Here is a 16816-nt window from a genome sequence, read left to right as displayed (position 1 = left end):
TCGGTCAGTAGCTATTGACCGAGCATCTCCGGTTCACGCTGGCGCCATGTCTCCATCGCGCTGAGGGTGACTGGGCCGGGCGCATCGAGGACTCGCTCGTTCCACCGTGCGACGGGTTGGACGTCGCGGGTCGTGGACGCCAAAAATATCTCGGTGGCGTTGTCGAGGACCTTGATGGGTTCGTCGACCTCCTCGGCGCCGACCCAGTCGAGGATCACCTCCCGGGTGATCCCCGCCAAGCAGCCACTGGCCAGCGAGGGAGTGCGCAGGGTTTCGTCCAGGACGTAGAAGACGTTCGAGCCGGTTCCCTCGCAGAGGTGACCGGAAAGATTCGCGAAGACCGCTTCGTCGGCGCCCCGTCGGCGGGCCTCGGCGAGGGCAACCACGTTCTCGGCGTACGACGTGGTCTTGATGCCCGCGAGGGCTCCGCGCTCGTTGCGGGGCCACGGGACCGTCGCCACGGTGGCGGTGGGCGGGTAGGGGTCCATCGGGGCGGCGGCAACCACGAGCGTCGGGTGCGCCTCCCCCCTACCGGACCCCATCGGGGCCAGTCCCCCGGTGAAGGTGATCCGGATCCGGCCCAGCGGCAACTGCTGCGCCTGGAGTACGGCCGCCACCCCGCGTCGTACGGCGTCGAGGTCCGGGGCCGGGAGGCCGAGCCCGGCTGCCGAACGGGTCAGCCGGTCGAGGTGGGGTTCGAGGGCGAAGGGTTTTCCGCCGACCACCTTCACCGCCTCGAAGACCCCGTCGCCCACGGTGAACCCGTGATCGACGATCGAGATGACCGGGGCCGAGGCATCCGTGAGCAATTCTCCATCAACCCAAGCGCGCATGCCGAGCACTCTAGATCGCCCCGACCACGCGCAACGACCGCGGTGCGAGCAGCGCGTTGCGCCGCTTCCGGAGGAGCCTGACGCCACGCAACACCCCACCGGTTTTGGCAGGTCGAAACCAATCGGCTAGGGTTCACACGCACCTCAGGGGAAGCGAAAGCCGAACCGGAGATCATGCGGACATAGCTCAGTTGGTAGAGCGCAACCTTGCCAAGGTTGAGGTCGCGAGTTCGAGTCTCGTTGTCCGCTCGGAGAGGTCGCTTGATGGCCAGACCTCCATGGTGGGTTGGCCGAGAGGCGAGGCAACGGACTGCAAATCCGTGTACACGGGTTCAAATCCCGTACCCACCTCGAGTAAAACCCCACAACTTCACAGCACGGGCGATTGGCGCAGCGGTAGCGCGCTTCCCTGACACGGAAGAGGTCACTGGTTCAAACCCAGTATCGCCCACCAACAACTGAACGGCCTCTGACCTGCGAACAAGCGGGTTCGGAGGCTGTTTTCATTAGATCTGCGCACACCGGCGCCTGCGGACGCGCAAGGCAGCAATAACACGGTCGAGCCGCTCGGCACGACTGTGGTTCTCGGTGTACTCACGGACCGTCTGCCTGGCGACGTTCTGCATCGAACGGGCCTCGGGCTTGCGTTGAAGCCCCCTCATCTCTATCCACCACCTCAAGGGACACCTAGTCTCGAGGTACAGCACCTATGACGACACAGGACTGAGGGGGCCGCAATGACAACTCGAGTGCTCGAGGTACACCTGGAAGCACCGGGCAAGCTGTCCTGGTTCGCGACAGCGCTCAGCTCCCTGGGCGGGACTGCGGCCTTCGAGCAGTACCGATTCGTCGCCCGTTCAACCGACGAAGACCTGGATGCTTCGACGCCGGTGTTGCAGAGCACCACGTTTCCCCTGCTCCGCTTTACGGACCTCGACGCCATCCCCGAGCCCCACCCGGAGACGGACGTCGCACAACGATTGGCGGACCTGGACCGCGACCTGGTGGCGGACGGGTGGCGTCACCGGGAGGAGTCCGGACGGTACTGGTGGTCACACACCTATGAGAAAGCTAGCTGACTAGCTACCGGTCCCCCGGCTGCCCGTGTCCGTCGTCGCTGGCTGCGCATGATGGCGTCCAGCGACGTACTCGACGATCACGTCGGGGATCCCGAGGACAACGCTCCGCCCGTGGTTCCGTACGCGGATGCCGCGGGGATCCCAGGAGAGTTCCCATCGGTGACAGTCGAGCAGGTAGCGGACCGAGGCGAGCACCCCCGAGATGCGCAACTCGACCCCACGATCGGAACCGTTGGACTCCGTGGCGATCCGAGACCTCAGATCCTCGAGAGGAAGGCGCCCCAGCTCCTCGAGTCGGGCGTCGAGGGCGAGTAGGACCGGAGCCAGGTGAAGATCGGCGATGTCGTGCGGAGCCTTGGTCATGGCAACCTCCAGGTCGACTAACGGTGCAGTCGACCGCGTGTCGACCTCATCAACCATGGTTCGCCTCCCCCGCGACGGCGGACAGGGCTACAGGTCACGCCGTACCGGGCCCAAGGTCCGTTGGCCCACCGGCGAGTCCCCCGCGCCGATTCTAGGGGACCTCCGGCCCTGCCGATCGGTTCCCTTCGGCCCTGGGCGCCGAACACCGACGGGCCGAGAATTCAGGTATGAACACAACTATTCGTGACCTTGACCTGGCTCGACCGGGCGACAGCAACAACGACTACTGCGCACGTCGGAGCCAGTCATGATGGGCTACGGCTACGACATGGGTGCCGGCGGTTGGATCGCCATGACCATCTTCTGGATCGCCGTCGTGGTCCTGATCGTCTGGACCGTCTCCCGTGCCACGTCCACCGGGGGTGCCGGCTCCGATCTACGACGAGGCGTAACCCGCGATGACGTCGCCGGCACGCCCGAGGAAATCCTGAACCGACGGTTCGCCGCCGGAGAGGTGGACGAGGCGACTTACCACTCGATGCTTGCCACCTTGCGGTCGCCGAGAACCGAGTCCCGGTGATGAGCACCGCCTCACGACTGTGGGTGCCGATCGTGGCGGTGCTCGCACTGCTCGGCTCCGGTACCTGGATGGTGGCTCACGCCGATGGCTTCGACTCCCGAGGCTCAGGAGGCGGATGGATGACCGGTGGACACAGTGGATCGGAGTGGCTGTCCGGGAGCGGTGACCCCGTGGCCGGCTTGGAGGAGGCGCGCGACCGGGCTGAGGAGTACGCCGCGGCGGTGGGACCGGACCTGCGCGTCGGCGAGGTCATGCGTTTCAGCGAGAACTACTACGCAGAGCTCGAGGAGTCGGACGGGACCATGGCCACCGAGATTCTGGTTGACCCGGCGACCGGAGCCGTGCGACTCGAGCTCGGACCGGCCATGATGTGGAACACCCGCTACGGGACGATGTCGCGGAGCGACACACCGGCCACGCTCAGTGCTGAGCAGGCCCTGCAGGTGGCCGAGGAGTGGGCCGATGACCACGACGGACTCACCGTCGAGGACGCGGAAGCCTTCCCCGGGTACTACACGCTCCACACCCTCGAGCAAGACCAACTCGAAGGGATGCTCTCGGTCAATGCTGCGACCGGTGACGTTTGGTACCACAGCTGGCACGGCGAGTTCCAGGAGATGTCCGAGGGCGAGTAGTCCATCCGGAGCAATCGCGCGTCCACTCCGGGCAGCTCGCCGCTCCAAACAGAGGGGTCAGGTCGTCGCTTCGGTCGGCATCGCCATCGTCACCCAGTCGTGCATACCGCCTCGGTAGTAAGCCAACGAATCCGGAGACACACCAGCGTCGAGCAGCGCACGGATGGCCCAGGGCGATTGTGGGCACTGCGGTCCGTTGCAGAACAGAATGGACACCCGGGACGGGTCCACGTCGTCTCGGTGCTCGGCGGCCTGGTCGTGAGGGAGGCTCCGTGCACCCGGCAGCGTGACGCCGTTGCGAGAGCCCGGAACGCGGGTGTCGAACAACTCGGCTCCTTCCTGCAGGAGCTCGATCAGCTCGAGTTCACCCACGGTGCGTACACCGGGTGCGCAGTGCAACGGTTGGATCTCTCCCCACGTCGTGTCGACCACGACCGCATCGACCTCGTCGGTCGCATCCCACGGCACACCTCGCGGGTCCTGCGATCGTTCCCGCGCCCGACGTTCGATAGCTCCCGATTCGTTGGTCATGGAGCGAAGTATGGCGGACCACCACCGACACACATCGGCCGACCGCTCACCCACGGTGACTAGGGATGCTCTTCCACGTGACCATGCGCCGCACGCGTGCGTGCGCTCCGGCATGACCCGGCCGTGTCAGGTCAGCGGCCTGAAGTCCGGGTAGCGTGGATGGGCACGAAACGAGGTCAAGGAGACCACCATGCTCGCCACATCACACTCTCGAATCATCGCGGTGCTCCTCGCCGCCGTCGTCCTGATCGGCGGAGCCAACCTCGCGGCGTACGCCGCCAACGGCAAGCCCCTACTGCTCGGCAAGAACAACACCGCGACCAAGAAGACCACCGTCAAGAACACCGGATCGGGTCCCGCGCTCCGGCTCAAGACCAAGCCCGGCCAGCCGCCGTTGAAGGTCAACCGCACTACCAAGGTCAACAAGCTCAACGCCGACCGGGTCGACGGGAAGCACGCTTCCGACCTCGAGACGCGGGCGTACCGGTACCAAATGACCTCGACCGCCGCCTCCGGGTCGCACACGATCAGCTTCCCCGGCCTAGCCCCTGGGACCTACCTGATGAACTACTCCATCGTCAGCCGGAACGGCGGGTCCGTCTACTGCATCGCCGTCAGCTCGAGACAGGCGCTGTCCTATTCATCGGACATCGGAGCGGCGTACGACACCAACGTCGGATCGGCCATCATCGACACCGGCGAGGGCGAAGAGACGCTCAGCTGCAACGGAGGCCCTGCGCTCGAGCTGTACTCGAATCCCGTCGACTCGATCTCCGAGGTGACCTTCCTGCGCCTCGACCAGGTGACTACGAACGCCACGACCGTGACGCGTCCGCAGACCCCCCGAGGCGGCGGCGCGGCCACCTCGCGGCGCTAGGTCAGCGAACGCCCTGCGCGCGCCAGTATGCGTTGAGCGCACCGTTCGTCTTGATGAACCAGACCAGGGGCCCCACCAGGATGAACACACCCGGGAAGTACCAGAGCCCTGTCGCTCCTCCCACGGGCTTGCGCAATCCGGCGCGCTCGTACAGAGAGCCGACTTCGCTGGAACTGATGTAGGGCATGACGATGCCCACGAAGATCGACAGGACAAGCGCCAGTCCGCCGCCCATGCCCTGACCGCTGTGACGTTTCATCTCGTCGTGAGTCTTGTACCACCACACGAGTTGATAGATCCCGAACGTGATGACTGCCAGGAAGATGCACATCCCGGTGCTGCGAATCTTGCCCAGACTCCCGATTTGGGGGCTGCCGTACGGCATGGGCGGCGCTGCGGGGTGGGGAGCCGGATTCGCGGGGAGGGTCGGCGAACCTGCTTGATACCCCGGCCCGGGACTCGAGCCGATGGGTCGTTCGGGGACGACGGGATTGGTCGGTTCGGGCATGGCGGTCCTTTGATCGAGTGGAGGTATCCGAAGGGTGACAGGTAATAGCGACAGGGTCAGTCCCTTTAACGGATTCGGTTTCTGGCACGCCCGACCTATCCGCCCTCTGGCAAGGATCCTGGGGATCTTCGGGCGCGACGGCCTCTGCTGGCAGAAACCGACCCTGAGGGTGAGGTCCCATTGAGCGGTGCGACCTAGCATGGGAAGCATGTTGGTACTGGTCACGGGAGCAACGGGATACATCGGCTCCGAGCTCATCCCCCACCTGCTCAAGGCAGGCCACGAGGTCTCCGCCGCAGCTCGTACGCCGAGCAAGCTGGCCGACCAGCCGTGGATCGATGAGGTGACCACCGTTCAGTTCGACGTCACCGACCCCTCATTGGTCAAGGAGTCGGTCGAAGGGATGGAGGCGGTCTACTACCTCATCCACTCCATGGAGGGCTCCGACTTCGTCGAGAAGGACCGCGAGGCTGCGGAGCTGATCGCCCAAGCGTGCGCCAACGCCGGGGTCGAACGCATCGTCTACCTCTCCGGGCTCGTCCCCGACGAGGAACTCTCCGACCACCTGGCCTCCCGCCTGGAGGTCGAGGAGATCCTGCTGGCCGGCGAAGTTCCCGCCGTGGTGCTGCGCGCCGCCATGGTCATCGGCGCCGGATCCACCTCCTTCGAGATCCTGCGCCGCCTCACCGACCGCGTGCCCTTCGCGCCCATCCCGCTGTGGATGCTCAGCAAACTGCAGCCGGTCGCCGTCGACGACGTCATCCACCTGCTCGTGCGCTGCCTCGAGGTCGAGCCGCTCAACAGCCACTACGACGTGGGCGGCGAAGAGGTCTTCAGTTACCCCGAACTCCTCAAGCTCTTCGGCCAGGTCCGCGGGGTCTTCCGTCCGCAACTGATCGTGCCGTGGGTTCCCCGCAAACTGGTCGGACTCACCATCGCGGCCCTGACCCAGATGGACCGCGGCACCGTCGTGGCCCTGGTCGACAGCCTCTCCCACGACATGGTCATGCGCGAGGACCGCGTCAAGCGCGACATCGCCGAACCCGGGTTCCAGTTCATCGACGTGGCCGAGGCGTTCCGTGAGGCGCTGGGACCCGACGCTGCTCCACGGCGTACGGCGCGCTCCCTGCTCTCGCTGCCGGTCTCGCTGGTGCCAGCCGTCCTCAAACCCTGGAGTCTGGTACGCACAACCGGGTGATACACCTAGTTCTTTCGGACTATATTCGGACCATCTCTGCTGGTAGTCCTTGTGCGTTCGCAGAGCGTCGGTAGAGTTCTACTTGCTGAACCGCTGGTGACCCGAGACGCCAGCGGTTCAGCTCATTCCAGGGCAGTTACTTCAGGGCAGTTACTTCAGGGCAGGCACTTCAGGGCGACCATGACCGCCCATCACATCGGGGTCAGCAGATCTGCGCGCAGCCACTCCTCGACCAGGCTCCACACTCCGGTGCGGAAGCTGGCGGCGTACACGACGCGGCCCTCCCACCCAGCGCTCCCCTGGCGCCACTCGACCAGGAGACCGGGCCGCTTGACCCCGGCCCCGTCGGCGCCGTCCGCGACCCAGCAGTGCCGGGCCGGGCAGACCTCGAGTGGAGCAGCGGCACCCGGGCGCACCCGGTCCCCCAGTGGTACGCCGCTCCCCTGCTTGCTCCATCCGCCAGCCACCCGATGATGGTGACACAGATTCGATCACGAATCGAACAGGTGTTCTAGTCTTCGACGTCGGCGGCGAAGTCCTCGTTGTGCGTACCCGGGCGCGGAGCCCACGGCAGTTCGACGGTGGACCGGACCACGATCAGCTTGTCGCCGCGGGCGAGCAGGCCGACATTGGGGTCGAAGTAGCGGTAGAGCTTCTCGTCACGCACCACGCCGATCACCTGATCCGGGAGTGACTGCGGTTGGCGACCGACCTCGTTGACCAGCAACTCTCGCGAGGCCACCTCCAGTCCGCTGCCGGAGTTGAGCAGGTCCTCCATCATCTCGCCGAGCATCGGGGAGAACGTGGAGAGCCCGATCAGGCGGCCGACGGCATCGGAGGAGGTGATGACCGCATCCGCGCCAGAGCGTTTGATCAGCTCGGTATTCTCCTGCTGGCTCACGGCCGCCACGATGCGCGTCAACGGCTGGTCGTCGGCCTTCTCACTGGCCAGTCGACGCGCGGTCAGGGTGGCCAGCACGTTCGCGGCGTCACTGCCTGTGGCGATGATGACCTGGTCGGCGTCCCGGACGCCGGCCTGACGTTGGATGTCGCGCTTGGTCGCGTCGCCGGTCACCACGGCGAAGCCCGCCTTGCGGGCATCCTCGACGGCCTCGGGCTTGTTGTCGATCACGACGATCTGGTCCGTCGGCACCCCGCTGTCATTCAGGGTCGCGATCGCACTGCGTCCCTTGGTGCCGAAGCCGATCACCACGACGTGGTTGCCCATCTTCTTCCTCCATCGAGTGAGCCGGATCTGCTCGCGACCCTGGACCGCCAGCACCTCCAGGGTGGTACCGATCAACAGCACCAGGAAGGCGATGCGGGCCGGGGTGATGACGAATGCGTTGATCATCCGCGCCTGAGGACTGACCGGGGCGATGTCGCCGTACCCGGTCGTGCTGAGGGTGACGGTCGTGTAGTAGATCGAGTCGAGCAGGTCCACCGCCCCGGTCGGGTCGGCGTTGTCGCGGTACCCCTCGCGGTCGAGGTAGACGATCAGCACGGTCCCGGCCAGCACGCTCATCGCCGCCAACAATCGGCGCGCGAGCGCACCGAAAACCGAGGCCTTCGGGACGGGAAGCGAGACGTCGGGGAAGTTGACGACCTTCGAGTCCTCGTCAGCCGACGTCTTGTGTTTCCCCAGCACGGGTTGAATCTAGTGGACCGAGGTCCCGATCCGGTGGAAGGCCTGCCGCCCGAGGCTCAGTAGCTCTCGCGGCCACCCGACGCTTGCGCAGTCGAAGCAGCAACTCACGACGGGCCCGCGTGGTCGACAGCTGCGGGAAGACCTCGTCGAAGGCAGCGTTCACCGCCGCCCCGATCAGCACCGCGATGGCCACGATGTAGAGCCACAACAGCACCGCGATCGGGGCAGCCAACGGGCCGTAGATCGACTTGGAGTCGCCGGCCGTCGCGGTCAGGATCCATCGCAGCACATAGGACCCACCGATCCAGGCGACCAGCGAGAACGTGGCGCCCGGCAGGTTGAAGCTCCAGTTCGTCCGCACCGGCACCGAGACGTGGTAGAGCGTCGCCAAGAAGCAGATGCACAGCAGCACCACGACCGGCCAGTAGAACTGACTGAGCCCCATCAGGCGCTCCGGCAGGATCGTCTTGACCAATCGTGGCCCGGCCACGACCAACGGCAGTGACAGGGCGCCGCTGAGCATCGCCATGATGTAGAGCACGAACGACAGTGCCCGGGTCTTCACGATCCCGCGATGTCCGCCCAGTCCGTGCATGATCGTGATGGTGTCGATGAAGACATTCAACGCCCGCGACCCCGACCACAGGGCGAGCACGAAACCGATCGAGATGACGTCGAACCGCCCGCCCTCCAGGACCGTCCCGATGGTGGGCGCGATGATCTTGTCGACCGCACTCTGGGTCAGGAACTGCCCCGACAGGTCCAGGACCGCGAGCCGCACCTCCTCGACCTGGGCCGCCGAGAACCGGTCGGAGACGTAGCCGACCGCGCCGGCCATCGCGAAGACCAGGGGCGGGACGGACAGCACCGCGAAGAACGCGGCCTCAGCCGCGAGCCCGGTGACCCGGTAGCGCATGCACGAACCGACCGTGGTCACAATCAGCCGCCACAGGGTGTGCAGGAACCCCTGGGCCCGGGAGCGGGTCTGCTCCCCGGTCGGGGCGTCCTGCGCCTGGGCGGTCATGTCAGCACGGTATCCGTCCCAGGCCCCCACATCGGTGACGTGAGGCGCCTGACACGGGTGAGAAACGGCCTAGGTCAGTTCGAGACCCGGGTAGAGCGGGTGCTTGTCCAACATCTCGGCCGAGGCGTCCTTCACCTTCGCCGCAACGCCCTCCGCCAACCGGTAGGACGCCTTGGAGGGCCCACCGGCCTTGGTCACGCCGGGTTCGGTGTTCTTCAGCACCGTCGTCACCAGTTCGGCGACCTTGTCGAACTCGTCGTGGCCGAACCCGCGAGTGGTCAGCGCCGGGGTGCCGAAGCGGATGCCGGAGGTGTACCAGGCGCCGTTCGAGTCGTTCGGGATCGAGTTGCGGTTGGTCACGACCCCGGCCTCGAGCAGCGCGGACTCCGCCTGCCGACCGGTCAGGCCGTACTTGGACACGTCCAGCAGCACGATGTGATTGTCCGTGCCGCCGGTGACCAGGTCCGCCTCACGGCGTACAAAACCCTCGGCCAGGGACTGGGCGTTGTCAGCGATCGCCTGGGCGTAGGTCTGGAACTCCGGTCGCCGGGCCTCGGCGAAGGCCACGGCCTTGGCCGCCATCACGTGCGAGAGCGGACCACCGAGCACCATCGGGCAGCCGCGGTCCACCGAGGGAGCGAGCTCCTCGTTGGCCAGGACGATGCCACCGCGGGGGCCGCGCAGAGACTTATGGGTGGTGCTGGTGACGATGTGCGCGTGCGGGACGGGGTCCTCGTCGCCGGTGAAGACCTTGCCGGCCACCAGACCGGCGAAGTGGGCCATGTCGACCATCAAGGTGGCGCCGACCTCGTCGGCGATCTCGCGCATCTTCGCGAAGTTCACCCGACGGGGGTAGGCGGAGTAGCCGGCAACGAGCACCAGCGGCTTGAACTCGCGTGCCTTGGCGGCCACCACGTCGTAGTCGAGCAGCCCGGTCACCGGGTCGGTGCCGTACTGCTGCTGGTGGAACATCTTGCCGCTGATGTTGGGACGGAAACCGTGAGTGAGGTGGCCCCCGGCGTCCAGAGCCATCCCGAGCAACCGCTGCTTGCCGAATTCAGCGCGCAACTCTTCCCAGTCCGCGTCGGACAACTCGTTGACGTTCTTCGACCCGAGCCGCTCCAACCACGGACCCTCGATGCGGTGCGCCAGGATCGACCAGAAGGCCACCAGGTTCGCATCGATGCCCGAGTGCGGCTGCACATAGGCGTACGGCGCTCCGAACAGCTCGCGGGCATGCTCGGCGGCCAGGTCCTCCACCGTGTCGACGTTCTGGCAGGCGGCGTAGAACCGGTGCCCCGAGGTGCCCTCGGCGTACTTGTCGCTGAACCACGTGCCCATGGTCAGCAGCACCGCCGGTGAGGCGTAGTTCTCGCTGGCGATCAGCTTCAACGAGGACCGCTGATCGGCGAGTTCCTGCTTGGTCGCCTCCGCGATCCGGGGCTCGACCGAGGCGATCACCTCCAGGGCCTGTTGGTAGGCACTGCTGGTCAACTGGGAGAGGTCGCTCATGCCCCTCAGCCTAGTAGCACGTGGGCAAGGACCCGCGATCCCCACGAAACGGTGAAATCGGTGGACTAGACCGGGATGTGACGTACACCGCACCGGCACCTGCGAACCTACGCATCCGTAGGCTTCCGTCTCAAGGCGTGGATCTGCGTTTCGCATCATGAGATATACGTTTGTTGTGAGCCCGTCCGGACCCTGAGACTGCTTGACATGATCAGTCCAGAGACGCACGTGTACCTCATCGAGAGGCTCCACGTCGATCTCGGACGCACCAACTCCATGATCTGTCGACTTCGCTGAAGTGCCTCAACACCTCCCTCCCCGCAACCGGTAGTCACCGGAGCCCGGCCTCAGCGACAGGACCACCGACATGACTCTCACCCCCACGCGCCCCCCAGCCAGCCCTCGCCGTAAGAAGGGCGAAGGCCAATGGGCCCTGGGCTATACGGAGCCGTTGAACAAGAACGAACAGACCAAGAAGGACGACGACGCGCTCAACGTGCGCGACCGCATCATCAACATCTACTCCAAGCGGGGCTTCGCCTCGATCGACCCGGCTGATCTCCGGGGCCGGATGCGGTGGCTGGGCCTCTACACCCAACGCGCGCCTGGCTTCGACGGCGGCAAGACCGCCACGCTGAGCGAGGAGGAGCTCGACGACGCGTACTTCATGATGCGGGTCCGTTCCGACGGCGCTCTGCTCAACGCCCACGCCGTACGCACCCTGGGCCAGATCGGTATCGACTTCGCCCGGGACACCGCAGACGTGACGGACCGCGAGAACATCCAGTACCACTGGATCCGGATCGAGGACGTCCCCGAGATCTGGGAGCGTCTGGAGGCCGCCGGGCTGACCAGCATGGAGGCCTGCGGCGACTCACCGCGACCCTTCCTGGGATCACCCGTTGCCGGGGTCTCGGCCGAGGAGATCATCGACGGCACCTCGGCGTTGGAGGAGATCAAGGCCCTGGCCCTGGGTAACAAGGAATTCTCGAACCTGCCGCGCAAGTTCAAGACTGCGCTGACCGGGCACCCCAGCCATGATGTGGCCCCCGAGATCAACGACGTCTCCTTCGTCGGCACGATCCACCCCGAGTTCGGACCCGGCTTCGACCTGTGGGTCGGTGGTGGGTTGTCGACCAACCCGATGCTCGCGGTCAAGCTCGGCGTGTGGATCCCGCTGGATGAGGTCACGACCGCGTGGGCCGGTGTCGCCGGCATCTTCCGCGACTACGGCTACCGCCGACTGCGCTCGAAGGCCCGCCTGAAGTTCCTGGTCGCCGACTGGGGCCGTGACAAGTTCCTCGACGTCCTGCAGCGTGAGTACCTCCACCGCGACCTGGTTCCCAACCCCTCCCCCGCTCAGCCGGTCGGACACCGCGACCACATCGGGGTCCACCCGCAGAAGGACGGCAAGTTCTACGTCGGCATCGCGCCCACCGTCGGGCGGATCTCCGGCACCCTGCTGACCCAGTTGGCCGACGCGATCGAGGAGTACGGCGTCGCCGGGGCTCGCCTCACGCCGTACCAGAAGATCGTCCTGATCGGGGTGGACGAGGAGCAGATCGAGCCGCTGATCGCCCGTCTCGACCAGATCGGCCTCTCCGCGCGGCCGTCCAACTGGCGCCGCAACACGATGGCCTGCACCGGCATCGAGTTCTGCAAACTCGCCATCGTCGACACCAAGCAGCGCTCCGCCGATCTGATCGCCGAGTTGGAGAAGCGGTTCCCCGACCTCGACACCCCCATCACGGTCAACGTCAACGGTTGCCCCAACGCCTGCGCCCGCACCCAGGTCGCGGACATCGGTCTCAAGGGTCAACTCGTGATGGCTGACGGCGAACAGGTCGAAGGCTTCCAGGTGCACCTGGGCGGTGCGACCGGTCTGAAAGCCAACTTCGGGCGGAAGCTGCGGGCCCACAAGGTCACCAGCGCCGGACTCGACGACTACGTCACGTCCGTGGTCAACAGCTTCCTGGCTCAGCGTGAGGACGGGGAGTCCTTCGCTGACTGGGCCGTCCGCGCCGATGAGGACGCCCTACGCGGGGAGCCGGTGACCACACCATGAGTGAGCGCGCCACCCCGTTCCACTGCCCCTTCTGCGGCGAGAGTGATCTGTGGCCCCACGAGGGTCCCGACGCCGACGCCGGTTCCTGGGAGTGCCGGGGCTGCCTGCGCGCGTTCAGCCTGAAGATGCTCGGGATGGTGCGACCCGACCAGGGCGCAGGGTCGGGCCGATGAGCACCGCAGCCACCTCCCGCGCCCGGAACAACCGGGCCACTCAGACCGAGGGGCGTTCCCCCGAGGAGCTGCGCGAGTTGGTCTCCCACTGGGGAGCCGAGCTCGAGTTGGCCCCCGCCGAGGACATCATCGAATGGGCCGCGGCCACCTTCGGTGATCGGTTCGCCATCACCTCCTCGATGTCCGATGCCGTCCTGGCCGATGTGGCCTCCAAGGTGGTCCCCGGGATCGACGTGGTGTTCCTCGACACCGGCTATCACTTCGTGGAGACCATCGGCACCCGCGACGCGGTGGCCGCCACCTCCGAGGTCACGCTGCTGAACATCACCCCCGTGCAGAGCGTCGCCGACCAGGACGCCGAGTATGGAGCGGATCTCTACAAGACCGACCCGGACCTGTGCTGTGCGCTGCGCAAGGTCAAGCCGCTCGCCGATGCGCTGAGCAGGTACGACGCCTGGGCGACCGGTCTGCGCCGCGCCGAGACCCACAACCGCGTCATCGCGCCGGTGATCGGTTGGGACGCCAAGAAGGGCAAGGTCAAGGTCTCCCCCCTGGCTCGATGGAGTGACGAACAGGTTGCGACCTACATCGCTGAGAACGGCGTTCTGGTCAACCCTCTCGTCTACGACGGGTATCCCTCCATCGGTTGCGCGCCCTGCACCCGCCGCGTCGCTCCTGGGGACGACGCTCGCAGCGGGCGCTGGGCCGGCACCACCAAGACCGAGTGCGGCATCCACTCGTGAAACTCCCGATGACCACGCTTCACCCATCCACCCCCGACAACGTCGTCGGGACCAACGCACCGCTTCATGCGGTGGACGCCGAGAGGACATCTCGATGGCTGCTCCTGCCCTGATCGCCCTGGCACCTGGGAACCGAGACTCCCGTTGTACGTCGACCATCACCGCCCTGGTGAGTGAGGTCAAGGCCCAACGCCCTGACCTGCGCGTCGAAAAGGCCTACCTGGGGTCCCCCCGCCCTCAGGTGCAAGCCGTGATCGACCGACTCGTCAAGGCCGGCTTCGAGGAGGTAGTGATCGTTCCGATCATCCTCAGCGACACCGACCCCGCACTGACCGGCGTCACCGAAGCGGTCGCCGAGGCCGCGACCCGTCACCCCCACCTGAAGATCGTGGTGTCCGCCACGCTGGGTCTGGAGGCGCGTTTCCTGGAGGTTCTCGACGAGCGCCTGCGCGAAGCCCTCAAGACGTCCCGCGTGCGGGAACTCGACGCCCTGGTCCTCGCCGCCTCGGGATCGCCCGACGCGCTGGCCAACCAGGCCGTCGCCCGCTTGGCCCGACTGTGGGGCACCCACCACAAGCTCCCCGTCACCGCGGCGTACGCCTCCAGCGCGCCCCCGGCCACCGGCGAGGCCGTGCGTGCCTTCCGGGGCGAGGGTCGACGTCACATCGCTGTCGCCTCGCTCTTCCTGACCCCGGGACCGCTGGTCGACACCGCCACGGAGCTCGCCTATGAGGCCGGCGCCATCGCCGTGTCCGCCCCGTTGGGTGCCCACCCCGAGGTGGCCCGCACCATCCTGGCCCGCTACGCGGTCGGCGCCGTCGAACTCGTCCCCGTCTGACCGCGAGTCGGCGCTACTTGACGCTGAAAACGGCTCGACCCGGCGCGTCTTGTACAACTAGCGCCGACTCACCGGCTGGTGACCCGGCGCGTCTTGTACAACTAGCGCCGACTCACCGGCTGGTGACTCGGCGCGTCTTGTACAACTAGCGCCGACTCACCGGGTCAACCGACCAGGCAGTGCAAGAGATGGTCGAGTTGGCGGGCCGGGTCGTCGGTGACTCCCCCATGCACCGGACCGGGTTGCAGGATCGTGCTGCGAGGCGCCTTGATGAATCCGAAGCGTTGTCCCGGGGAAGGTGTTGCCGGTGCACCGATCCTCGGGTCTGCGGCGCAGACCGCCTCGATGAAGTGGAGGGCCCGGTGCACGCGCTCGAGGTCCAGCCTCGGATCCAGAGCAGCCAGTCGTTGCGGGTCGGTCCACCACGCCGCAGCCAGGTAATCGGTGGCCTGCGCGTAGAGCACCACCCCGACGTTGATGAACTCCTCGCGCTCGACTCGGGGCACGCAGCGCAGGACGACGTACTGGTACGACGTCTTCGGTGTCTGCACGTCGGCGGTCACCCTGCAGCCTCAGGGAGCCAGGAGTTGCTCATCAGCCGGGCGGTGAGGAACTCGACGTACGCCGACCTGAGTTCCGTCGGAGACTCCCCCACCGACGACTCCAACCAGTCGTCGGGAACCTCACGCAAGATCTCGACGAAATGATCGGCCCGGAGGGCTTGCTGCATCCGGGCGTGGGTGGCGGCCAGGTGGGGCAGCGCCTGGGCGAAGACGTGGTCGGTGGCATCCCACGCCTGCCTCGCGAAACGTTCAGGGTCGCCCACTCCCTTCATCCATCCGTGATGGAAGTAGAGCGAGGCCCCGTGATCGATCAGCCACAGATCATGGTGCCACCACAGGAGATTCGGATTGCGCCAAGTGCGGTCCACATTGGCGGTGAAGGCGTCCAACCAGAGGACCTCGGCCGCCTCGGCGGTGAGTTCACCCGAGGCGGTCTCGGGGGCACCGTCGAAACCGAAGGAACCGGGCAGGAAGTCCACCCCCAGGTTGCTGCCGATGCTGGCCCGCAGCAGGTCCTGCACCTCTTCGTCGGCTTCGTATCGGGCGATCTCCGGACTCAACGTCAACTCCACCAGTCGCGGCGTTCGTAGTCCCATGGCACGGGCCAGACCGCTGACGATGATCTCGGCGACCAGGACGCGAACGCCCTGTCCGGCGCCGCGGAACTTGCAGACGTAGGTCCCCGAGTCGGAGCCCTCCACGATTCCCGGGAGGCTTCCCCCCTCTCGCAACGGTGTGGCGTAGCGGGTGACGTCGACGACCTCCATCACCGCAGCGGGTCCTCGTCGCGCAGACGAGCCGCCTGCTCGGCCACGTCGTAGTCGGCCGCAGGCCACTGGGGATCCATCTGCTTCAGCGCGTTGTGCAGCAGTCGGCCCACGGCCAGGTTGCGGTACCACTTACGGTCCGCCGGGATGATGTGCCACGGGGCGTGCTCGGTGTTCGTGCGCTCCAGCGCCACCTCGTAGGCGCGCTGGTAGTCGGGCCAGACGCTTCTCTCGTCGATGTCGCCGGGGTTGAACTTCCAGTGTTTGGTCGGGTCGTCCAGCCGAGCCTGCAACCGTTCCTTCTGCTCTTCGGCCGAAACGTGCAGCATGCACTTGATGACGTGGGTCCCGGAGGCCACCAGGGAGGCCTCGAAGTCGTTGATCGCTCCGTAGCGACGCTCGATCTCCTCGGGGGTCGCCAACTCCCGGACACGGGCGATCAGGACGTCCTCGTAGTGGGATCGATCGAAGACCCCGATCTGGCCCGGCGCAGGGAGGGCTCGTTGGATGCGCCAGAGGAAGTCGTGGCTCAACTCTTCCGCTGTCGGCGCCTTGAACGAGGTGATGTGCACGCCCTGAGGATCGACCAGGCCGACGGTGTGGCGCACCACGCCACCCTTGCCGGAGGTGTCCATCCCCTGCAGGACGAGCAGGACGTTGCGTGATCCACCGGCGCGGCCCTCGGCGAAGAGTTGTTCCTGCAGCTCGGCCAGGTCGTCGCCCAACTCGGCGAGTTCCTCTTTGCCCTCGTCCTTGTCGAAGTCGACACCCGGGGTGGCGTCGGTGCCCCAGTCGTCCAGGCTGACCGCCCCGGCCGGGACCTGCAGTGGTTGTTCGTCGCGCTTGTTCTCGGAGTCGCTCACCCGCACATCATGACGT

Annotated in this window: 20 protein-coding genes and 3 tRNA genes; 12 read left to right on the top strand and 11 right to left on the bottom strand. The window is 66.4% G+C overall.

The genetic code is table 11. The features are described 5' to 3' along the window. Positions 1 to 11 precede the first annotated feature (11 nt). Entirely contained in the window at positions 12 to 833 is an 822-nt protein-coding gene (locus tag ACYVLV_RS11380; RefSeq protein WP_460810024.1) for an aminotransferase class IV, read from the bottom strand. 176 nt (positions 834 to 1009) lie between these two features. Between ACYVLV_RS11380 and ACYVLV_RS11375 the strand changes: the two genes are divergently transcribed. From ACYVLV_RS11375 to ACYVLV_RS11360, 4 genes are all read left to right on the top strand, one after another. Beyond that, positions 1010 to 1082: transfer RNA gene (locus ACYVLV_RS11375), tRNA-Gly, on the top strand. 31 nt (positions 1083 to 1113) lie between these two features. After that, a tRNA-Cys gene (locus ACYVLV_RS11370) sits at positions 1114 to 1184 on the top strand. Between the two features lie 28 nt (positions 1185 to 1212). Beyond that, positions 1213 to 1287, top strand: a tRNA-Val gene (locus tag ACYVLV_RS11365). A gap of 283 nt (positions 1288 to 1570) precedes the next feature. After that, positions 1571 to 1912 carry a hypothetical protein gene (locus ACYVLV_RS11360; protein ID WP_460810023.1) on the top strand — a complete coding sequence of 114 codons (342 nt, stop codon included), beginning with the start codon at positions 1571 to 1573 and terminating at the stop codon, positions 1910 to 1912. On the opposite strand, the gene ACYVLV_RS11355 is transcribed toward ACYVLV_RS11360, so the two are convergent. Continuing rightward, positions 1913 to 2275: a hypothetical protein gene (locus tag ACYVLV_RS11355; RefSeq protein WP_460810022.1), complete on the bottom strand. Its 363-nt coding sequence runs from the start codon at positions 2273 to 2275 to the stop codon at positions 1913 to 1915. A 307-nt stretch (positions 2276 to 2582) separates the two neighbouring features. Here ACYVLV_RS11355 and ACYVLV_RS11350 point away from each other — a divergent pair, with 307 nt between their 5' ends. Together ACYVLV_RS11350 and ACYVLV_RS11345 are read left to right on the top strand one after the other, a co-directional pair. Continuing rightward, the gene (locus tag ACYVLV_RS11350) at positions 2583 to 2855 is read left to right on the top strand and encodes an SHOCT domain-containing protein (RefSeq protein ID WP_460810020.1); all 273 of its coding nucleotides are present in this window, start codon (positions 2583 to 2585) and stop codon (positions 2853 to 2855) included. Continuing rightward, positions 2855 to 3490 (top strand): hypothetical protein, encoded by a 636-nt coding sequence (locus ACYVLV_RS11345; RefSeq protein ID WP_460810018.1) that lies wholly within the window; start codon positions 2855 to 2857, stop codon positions 3488 to 3490. Before ACYVLV_RS11350 ends, ACYVLV_RS11345 begins: the two co-directional genes overlap by 1 nt. Before the next feature lie 57 nt (positions 3491 to 3547). On the opposite strand, the gene ACYVLV_RS11340 is transcribed toward ACYVLV_RS11345, so the two are convergent. Continuing rightward, entirely contained in the window at positions 3548 to 4021 is a 474-nt protein-coding gene (locus tag ACYVLV_RS11340; protein ID WP_460810017.1) for a rhodanese-like domain-containing protein, read from the bottom strand. Positions 4022 to 4211: 190 nt separating this feature from the next. On the opposite strand from ACYVLV_RS11340, the gene ACYVLV_RS11335 reads away from it, so the two are divergent. After that, a complete protein-coding gene (locus ACYVLV_RS11335; RefSeq protein WP_460810016.1) occupies positions 4212 to 4898 on the top strand; it encodes a hypothetical protein in 687 nt (228 codons plus the stop codon). A gap of 1 nt (position 4899) precedes the next feature. On the opposite strand, the gene ACYVLV_RS11330 is transcribed toward ACYVLV_RS11335, so the two are convergent. Continuing rightward, complete coding sequence (locus tag ACYVLV_RS11330) at positions 4900 to 5406, bottom strand: DUF4234 domain-containing protein (RefSeq protein WP_460810015.1); 507 nt, start codon at positions 5404 to 5406, stop codon at positions 4900 to 4902. A 208-nt stretch (positions 5407 to 5614) separates the two neighbouring features. Between ACYVLV_RS11330 and ACYVLV_RS11325 the strand changes: the two genes are divergently transcribed. Beyond that, the gene (locus ACYVLV_RS11325) at positions 5615 to 6604 is read left to right on the top strand and encodes an NAD(P)H-binding protein (RefSeq protein ID WP_460810014.1); all 990 of its coding nucleotides are present in this window, start codon (positions 5615 to 5617) and stop codon (positions 6602 to 6604) included. A 191-nt stretch (positions 6605 to 6795) separates the two neighbouring features. Here ACYVLV_RS11325 and ACYVLV_RS11320 read toward each other — a convergent pair whose 3' ends face one another. From ACYVLV_RS11320 to ACYVLV_RS11305, 4 genes are all read right to left on the bottom strand, one after another. Continuing rightward, positions 6796 to 7071: a hypothetical protein gene (locus ACYVLV_RS11320; protein WP_460810011.1), complete on the bottom strand. Its 276-nt coding sequence runs from the start codon at positions 7069 to 7071 to the stop codon at positions 6796 to 6798. Positions 7072 to 7115: 44 nt separating this feature from the next. Next, on the bottom strand, positions 7116 to 8252 hold the full coding sequence (locus ACYVLV_RS11315) for a potassium channel family protein (protein WP_460810010.1): 1137 nt from the start codon (positions 8250 to 8252) through the stop codon (positions 7116 to 7118). After that, positions 8224 to 9276 carry a YihY/virulence factor BrkB family protein gene (locus ACYVLV_RS11310; protein WP_460810009.1) on the bottom strand — a complete coding sequence of 351 codons (1053 nt, stop codon included), beginning with the start codon at positions 9274 to 9276 and terminating at the stop codon, positions 8224 to 8226. Before ACYVLV_RS11310 ends, ACYVLV_RS11315 begins: the two co-directional genes overlap by 29 nt. Positions 9277 to 9345: 69 nt before the next feature. Further along, a complete protein-coding gene (locus ACYVLV_RS11305) occupies positions 9346 to 10788 on the bottom strand; it encodes a glycine hydroxymethyltransferase (protein WP_460810008.1) in 1443 nt (480 codons plus the stop codon). Between the two features lie 367 nt (positions 10789 to 11155). On the opposite strand from ACYVLV_RS11305, the gene ACYVLV_RS11300 reads away from it, so the two are divergent. The 4 genes from ACYVLV_RS11300 to ACYVLV_RS11285 all read left to right on the top strand — a co-directional run bounded on the left by ACYVLV_RS11300 (position 11156) and on the right by ACYVLV_RS11285 (position 14607). Then, complete coding sequence (locus ACYVLV_RS11300) at positions 11156 to 12853, top strand: nitrite/sulfite reductase (protein ID WP_460810005.1); 1698 nt, start codon at positions 11156 to 11158, stop codon at positions 12851 to 12853. Then, positions 12850 to 13026 (top strand): hypothetical protein, encoded by a 177-nt coding sequence (locus tag ACYVLV_RS11295; protein ID WP_460810003.1) that lies wholly within the window; start codon positions 12850 to 12852, stop codon positions 13024 to 13026. Before ACYVLV_RS11300 ends, ACYVLV_RS11295 begins: the two co-directional genes overlap by 4 nt. Next, a complete protein-coding gene (locus ACYVLV_RS11290) occupies positions 13023 to 13769 on the top strand; it encodes a phosphoadenylyl-sulfate reductase (RefSeq protein WP_460810002.1) in 747 nt (248 codons plus the stop codon). Before ACYVLV_RS11295 ends, ACYVLV_RS11290 begins: the two co-directional genes overlap by 4 nt. Positions 13770 to 13863: 94 nt before the next feature. Next, a complete protein-coding gene (locus ACYVLV_RS11285; protein WP_460810001.1) occupies positions 13864 to 14607 on the top strand; it encodes a sirohydrochlorin chelatase in 744 nt (247 codons plus the stop codon). A gap of 164 nt (positions 14608 to 14771) precedes the next feature. On the opposite strand, the gene ACYVLV_RS11280 is transcribed toward ACYVLV_RS11285, so the two are convergent. The 3 genes from ACYVLV_RS11280 to ACYVLV_RS11270 are packed head-to-tail and all read right to left on the bottom strand — an operon-like array spanning position 14772 to position 16800. Then, positions 14772 to 15170, bottom strand: coding sequence for a DUF3037 domain-containing protein (locus tag ACYVLV_RS11280; RefSeq protein WP_460809999.1), 399 nt, complete (start codon positions 15168 to 15170; stop codon positions 14772 to 14774). Continuing rightward, positions 15167 to 15937, bottom strand: a complete 771-nt coding sequence (locus ACYVLV_RS11275) for a HipA family kinase (RefSeq protein WP_460810239.1) — start codon at positions 15935 to 15937, stop codon at positions 15167 to 15169. Before ACYVLV_RS11275 ends, ACYVLV_RS11280 begins: the two co-directional genes overlap by 4 nt. After that, complete coding sequence (locus ACYVLV_RS11270; protein WP_460809997.1) at positions 15937 to 16800, bottom strand: polyphosphate kinase 2 family protein; 864 nt, start codon at positions 16798 to 16800, stop codon at positions 15937 to 15939. Before ACYVLV_RS11270 ends, ACYVLV_RS11275 begins: the two co-directional genes overlap by 1 nt. Positions 16801 to 16816: the final 16 nt, after the last annotated feature.

The organism is Nocardioides salsibiostraticola (assembly GCF_054783655.1).
The sequence above is the reverse complement of the archived record's forward strand: the minus strand, read 5'-3'. Positions and strand labels throughout refer to the sequence as shown.

Coding starts and splice junctions, on each gene's coding strand:
- ACYVLV_RS11350 (WP_460810020.1), top strand. CDS start 2,583: ATGATGGGCTACGGCTACGACATGGGTGCCGGCGGTTGGATCGCCATG.
- ACYVLV_RS11330 (WP_460810015.1), bottom strand. CDS start 5,406: ATGCCCGAACCGACCAATCCCGTCGTCCCCGAACGACCCATCGGCTCG.
- ACYVLV_RS11345 (WP_460810018.1), top strand. CDS start 2,855: ATGAGCACCGCCTCACGACTGTGGGTGCCGATCGTGGCGGTGCTCGCA.
- ACYVLV_RS11380 (WP_460810024.1), bottom strand. CDS start 833: ATGCGCGCTTGGGTTGATGGAGAATTGCTCACGGATGCCTCGGCCCCG.
- ACYVLV_RS11360 (WP_460810023.1), top strand. CDS start 1,571: ATGACAACTCGAGTGCTCGAGGTACACCTGGAAGCACCGGGCAAGCTG.
- ACYVLV_RS11290 (WP_460810002.1), top strand. CDS start 13,023: ATGAGCACCGCAGCCACCTCCCGCGCCCGGAACAACCGGGCCACTCAG.
- ACYVLV_RS11300 (WP_460810005.1), top strand. CDS start 11,156: ATGACTCTCACCCCCACGCGCCCCCCAGCCAGCCCTCGCCGTAAGAAG.
- ACYVLV_RS11340 (WP_460810017.1), bottom strand. CDS start 4,021: ATGACCAACGAATCGGGAGCTATCGAACGTCGGGCGCGGGAACGATCG.
- ACYVLV_RS11310 (WP_460810009.1), bottom strand. CDS start 9,276: ATGACCGCCCAGGCGCAGGACGCCCCGACCGGGGAGCAGACCCGCTCC.
- ACYVLV_RS11355 (WP_460810022.1), bottom strand. CDS start 2,275: ATGACCAAGGCTCCGCACGACATCGCCGATCTTCACCTGGCTCCGGTC.
- ACYVLV_RS11325 (WP_460810014.1), top strand. CDS start 5,615: ATGTTGGTACTGGTCACGGGAGCAACGGGATACATCGGCTCCGAGCTC.
- ACYVLV_RS11335 (WP_460810016.1), top strand. CDS start 4,212: ATGCTCGCCACATCACACTCTCGAATCATCGCGGTGCTCCTCGCCGCC.
- ACYVLV_RS11275 (WP_460810239.1), bottom strand. CDS start 15,937: ATGGAGGTCGTCGACGTCACCCGCTACGCCACACCGTTGCGAGAGGGG.
- ACYVLV_RS11305 (WP_460810008.1), bottom strand. CDS start 10,788: ATGAGCGACCTCTCCCAGTTGACCAGCAGTGCCTACCAACAGGCCCTG.
- ACYVLV_RS11285 (WP_460810001.1), top strand. CDS start 13,864: ATGGCTGCTCCTGCCCTGATCGCCCTGGCACCTGGGAACCGAGACTCC.
- ACYVLV_RS11295 (WP_460810003.1), top strand. CDS start 12,850: ATGAGTGAGCGCGCCACCCCGTTCCACTGCCCCTTCTGCGGCGAGAGT.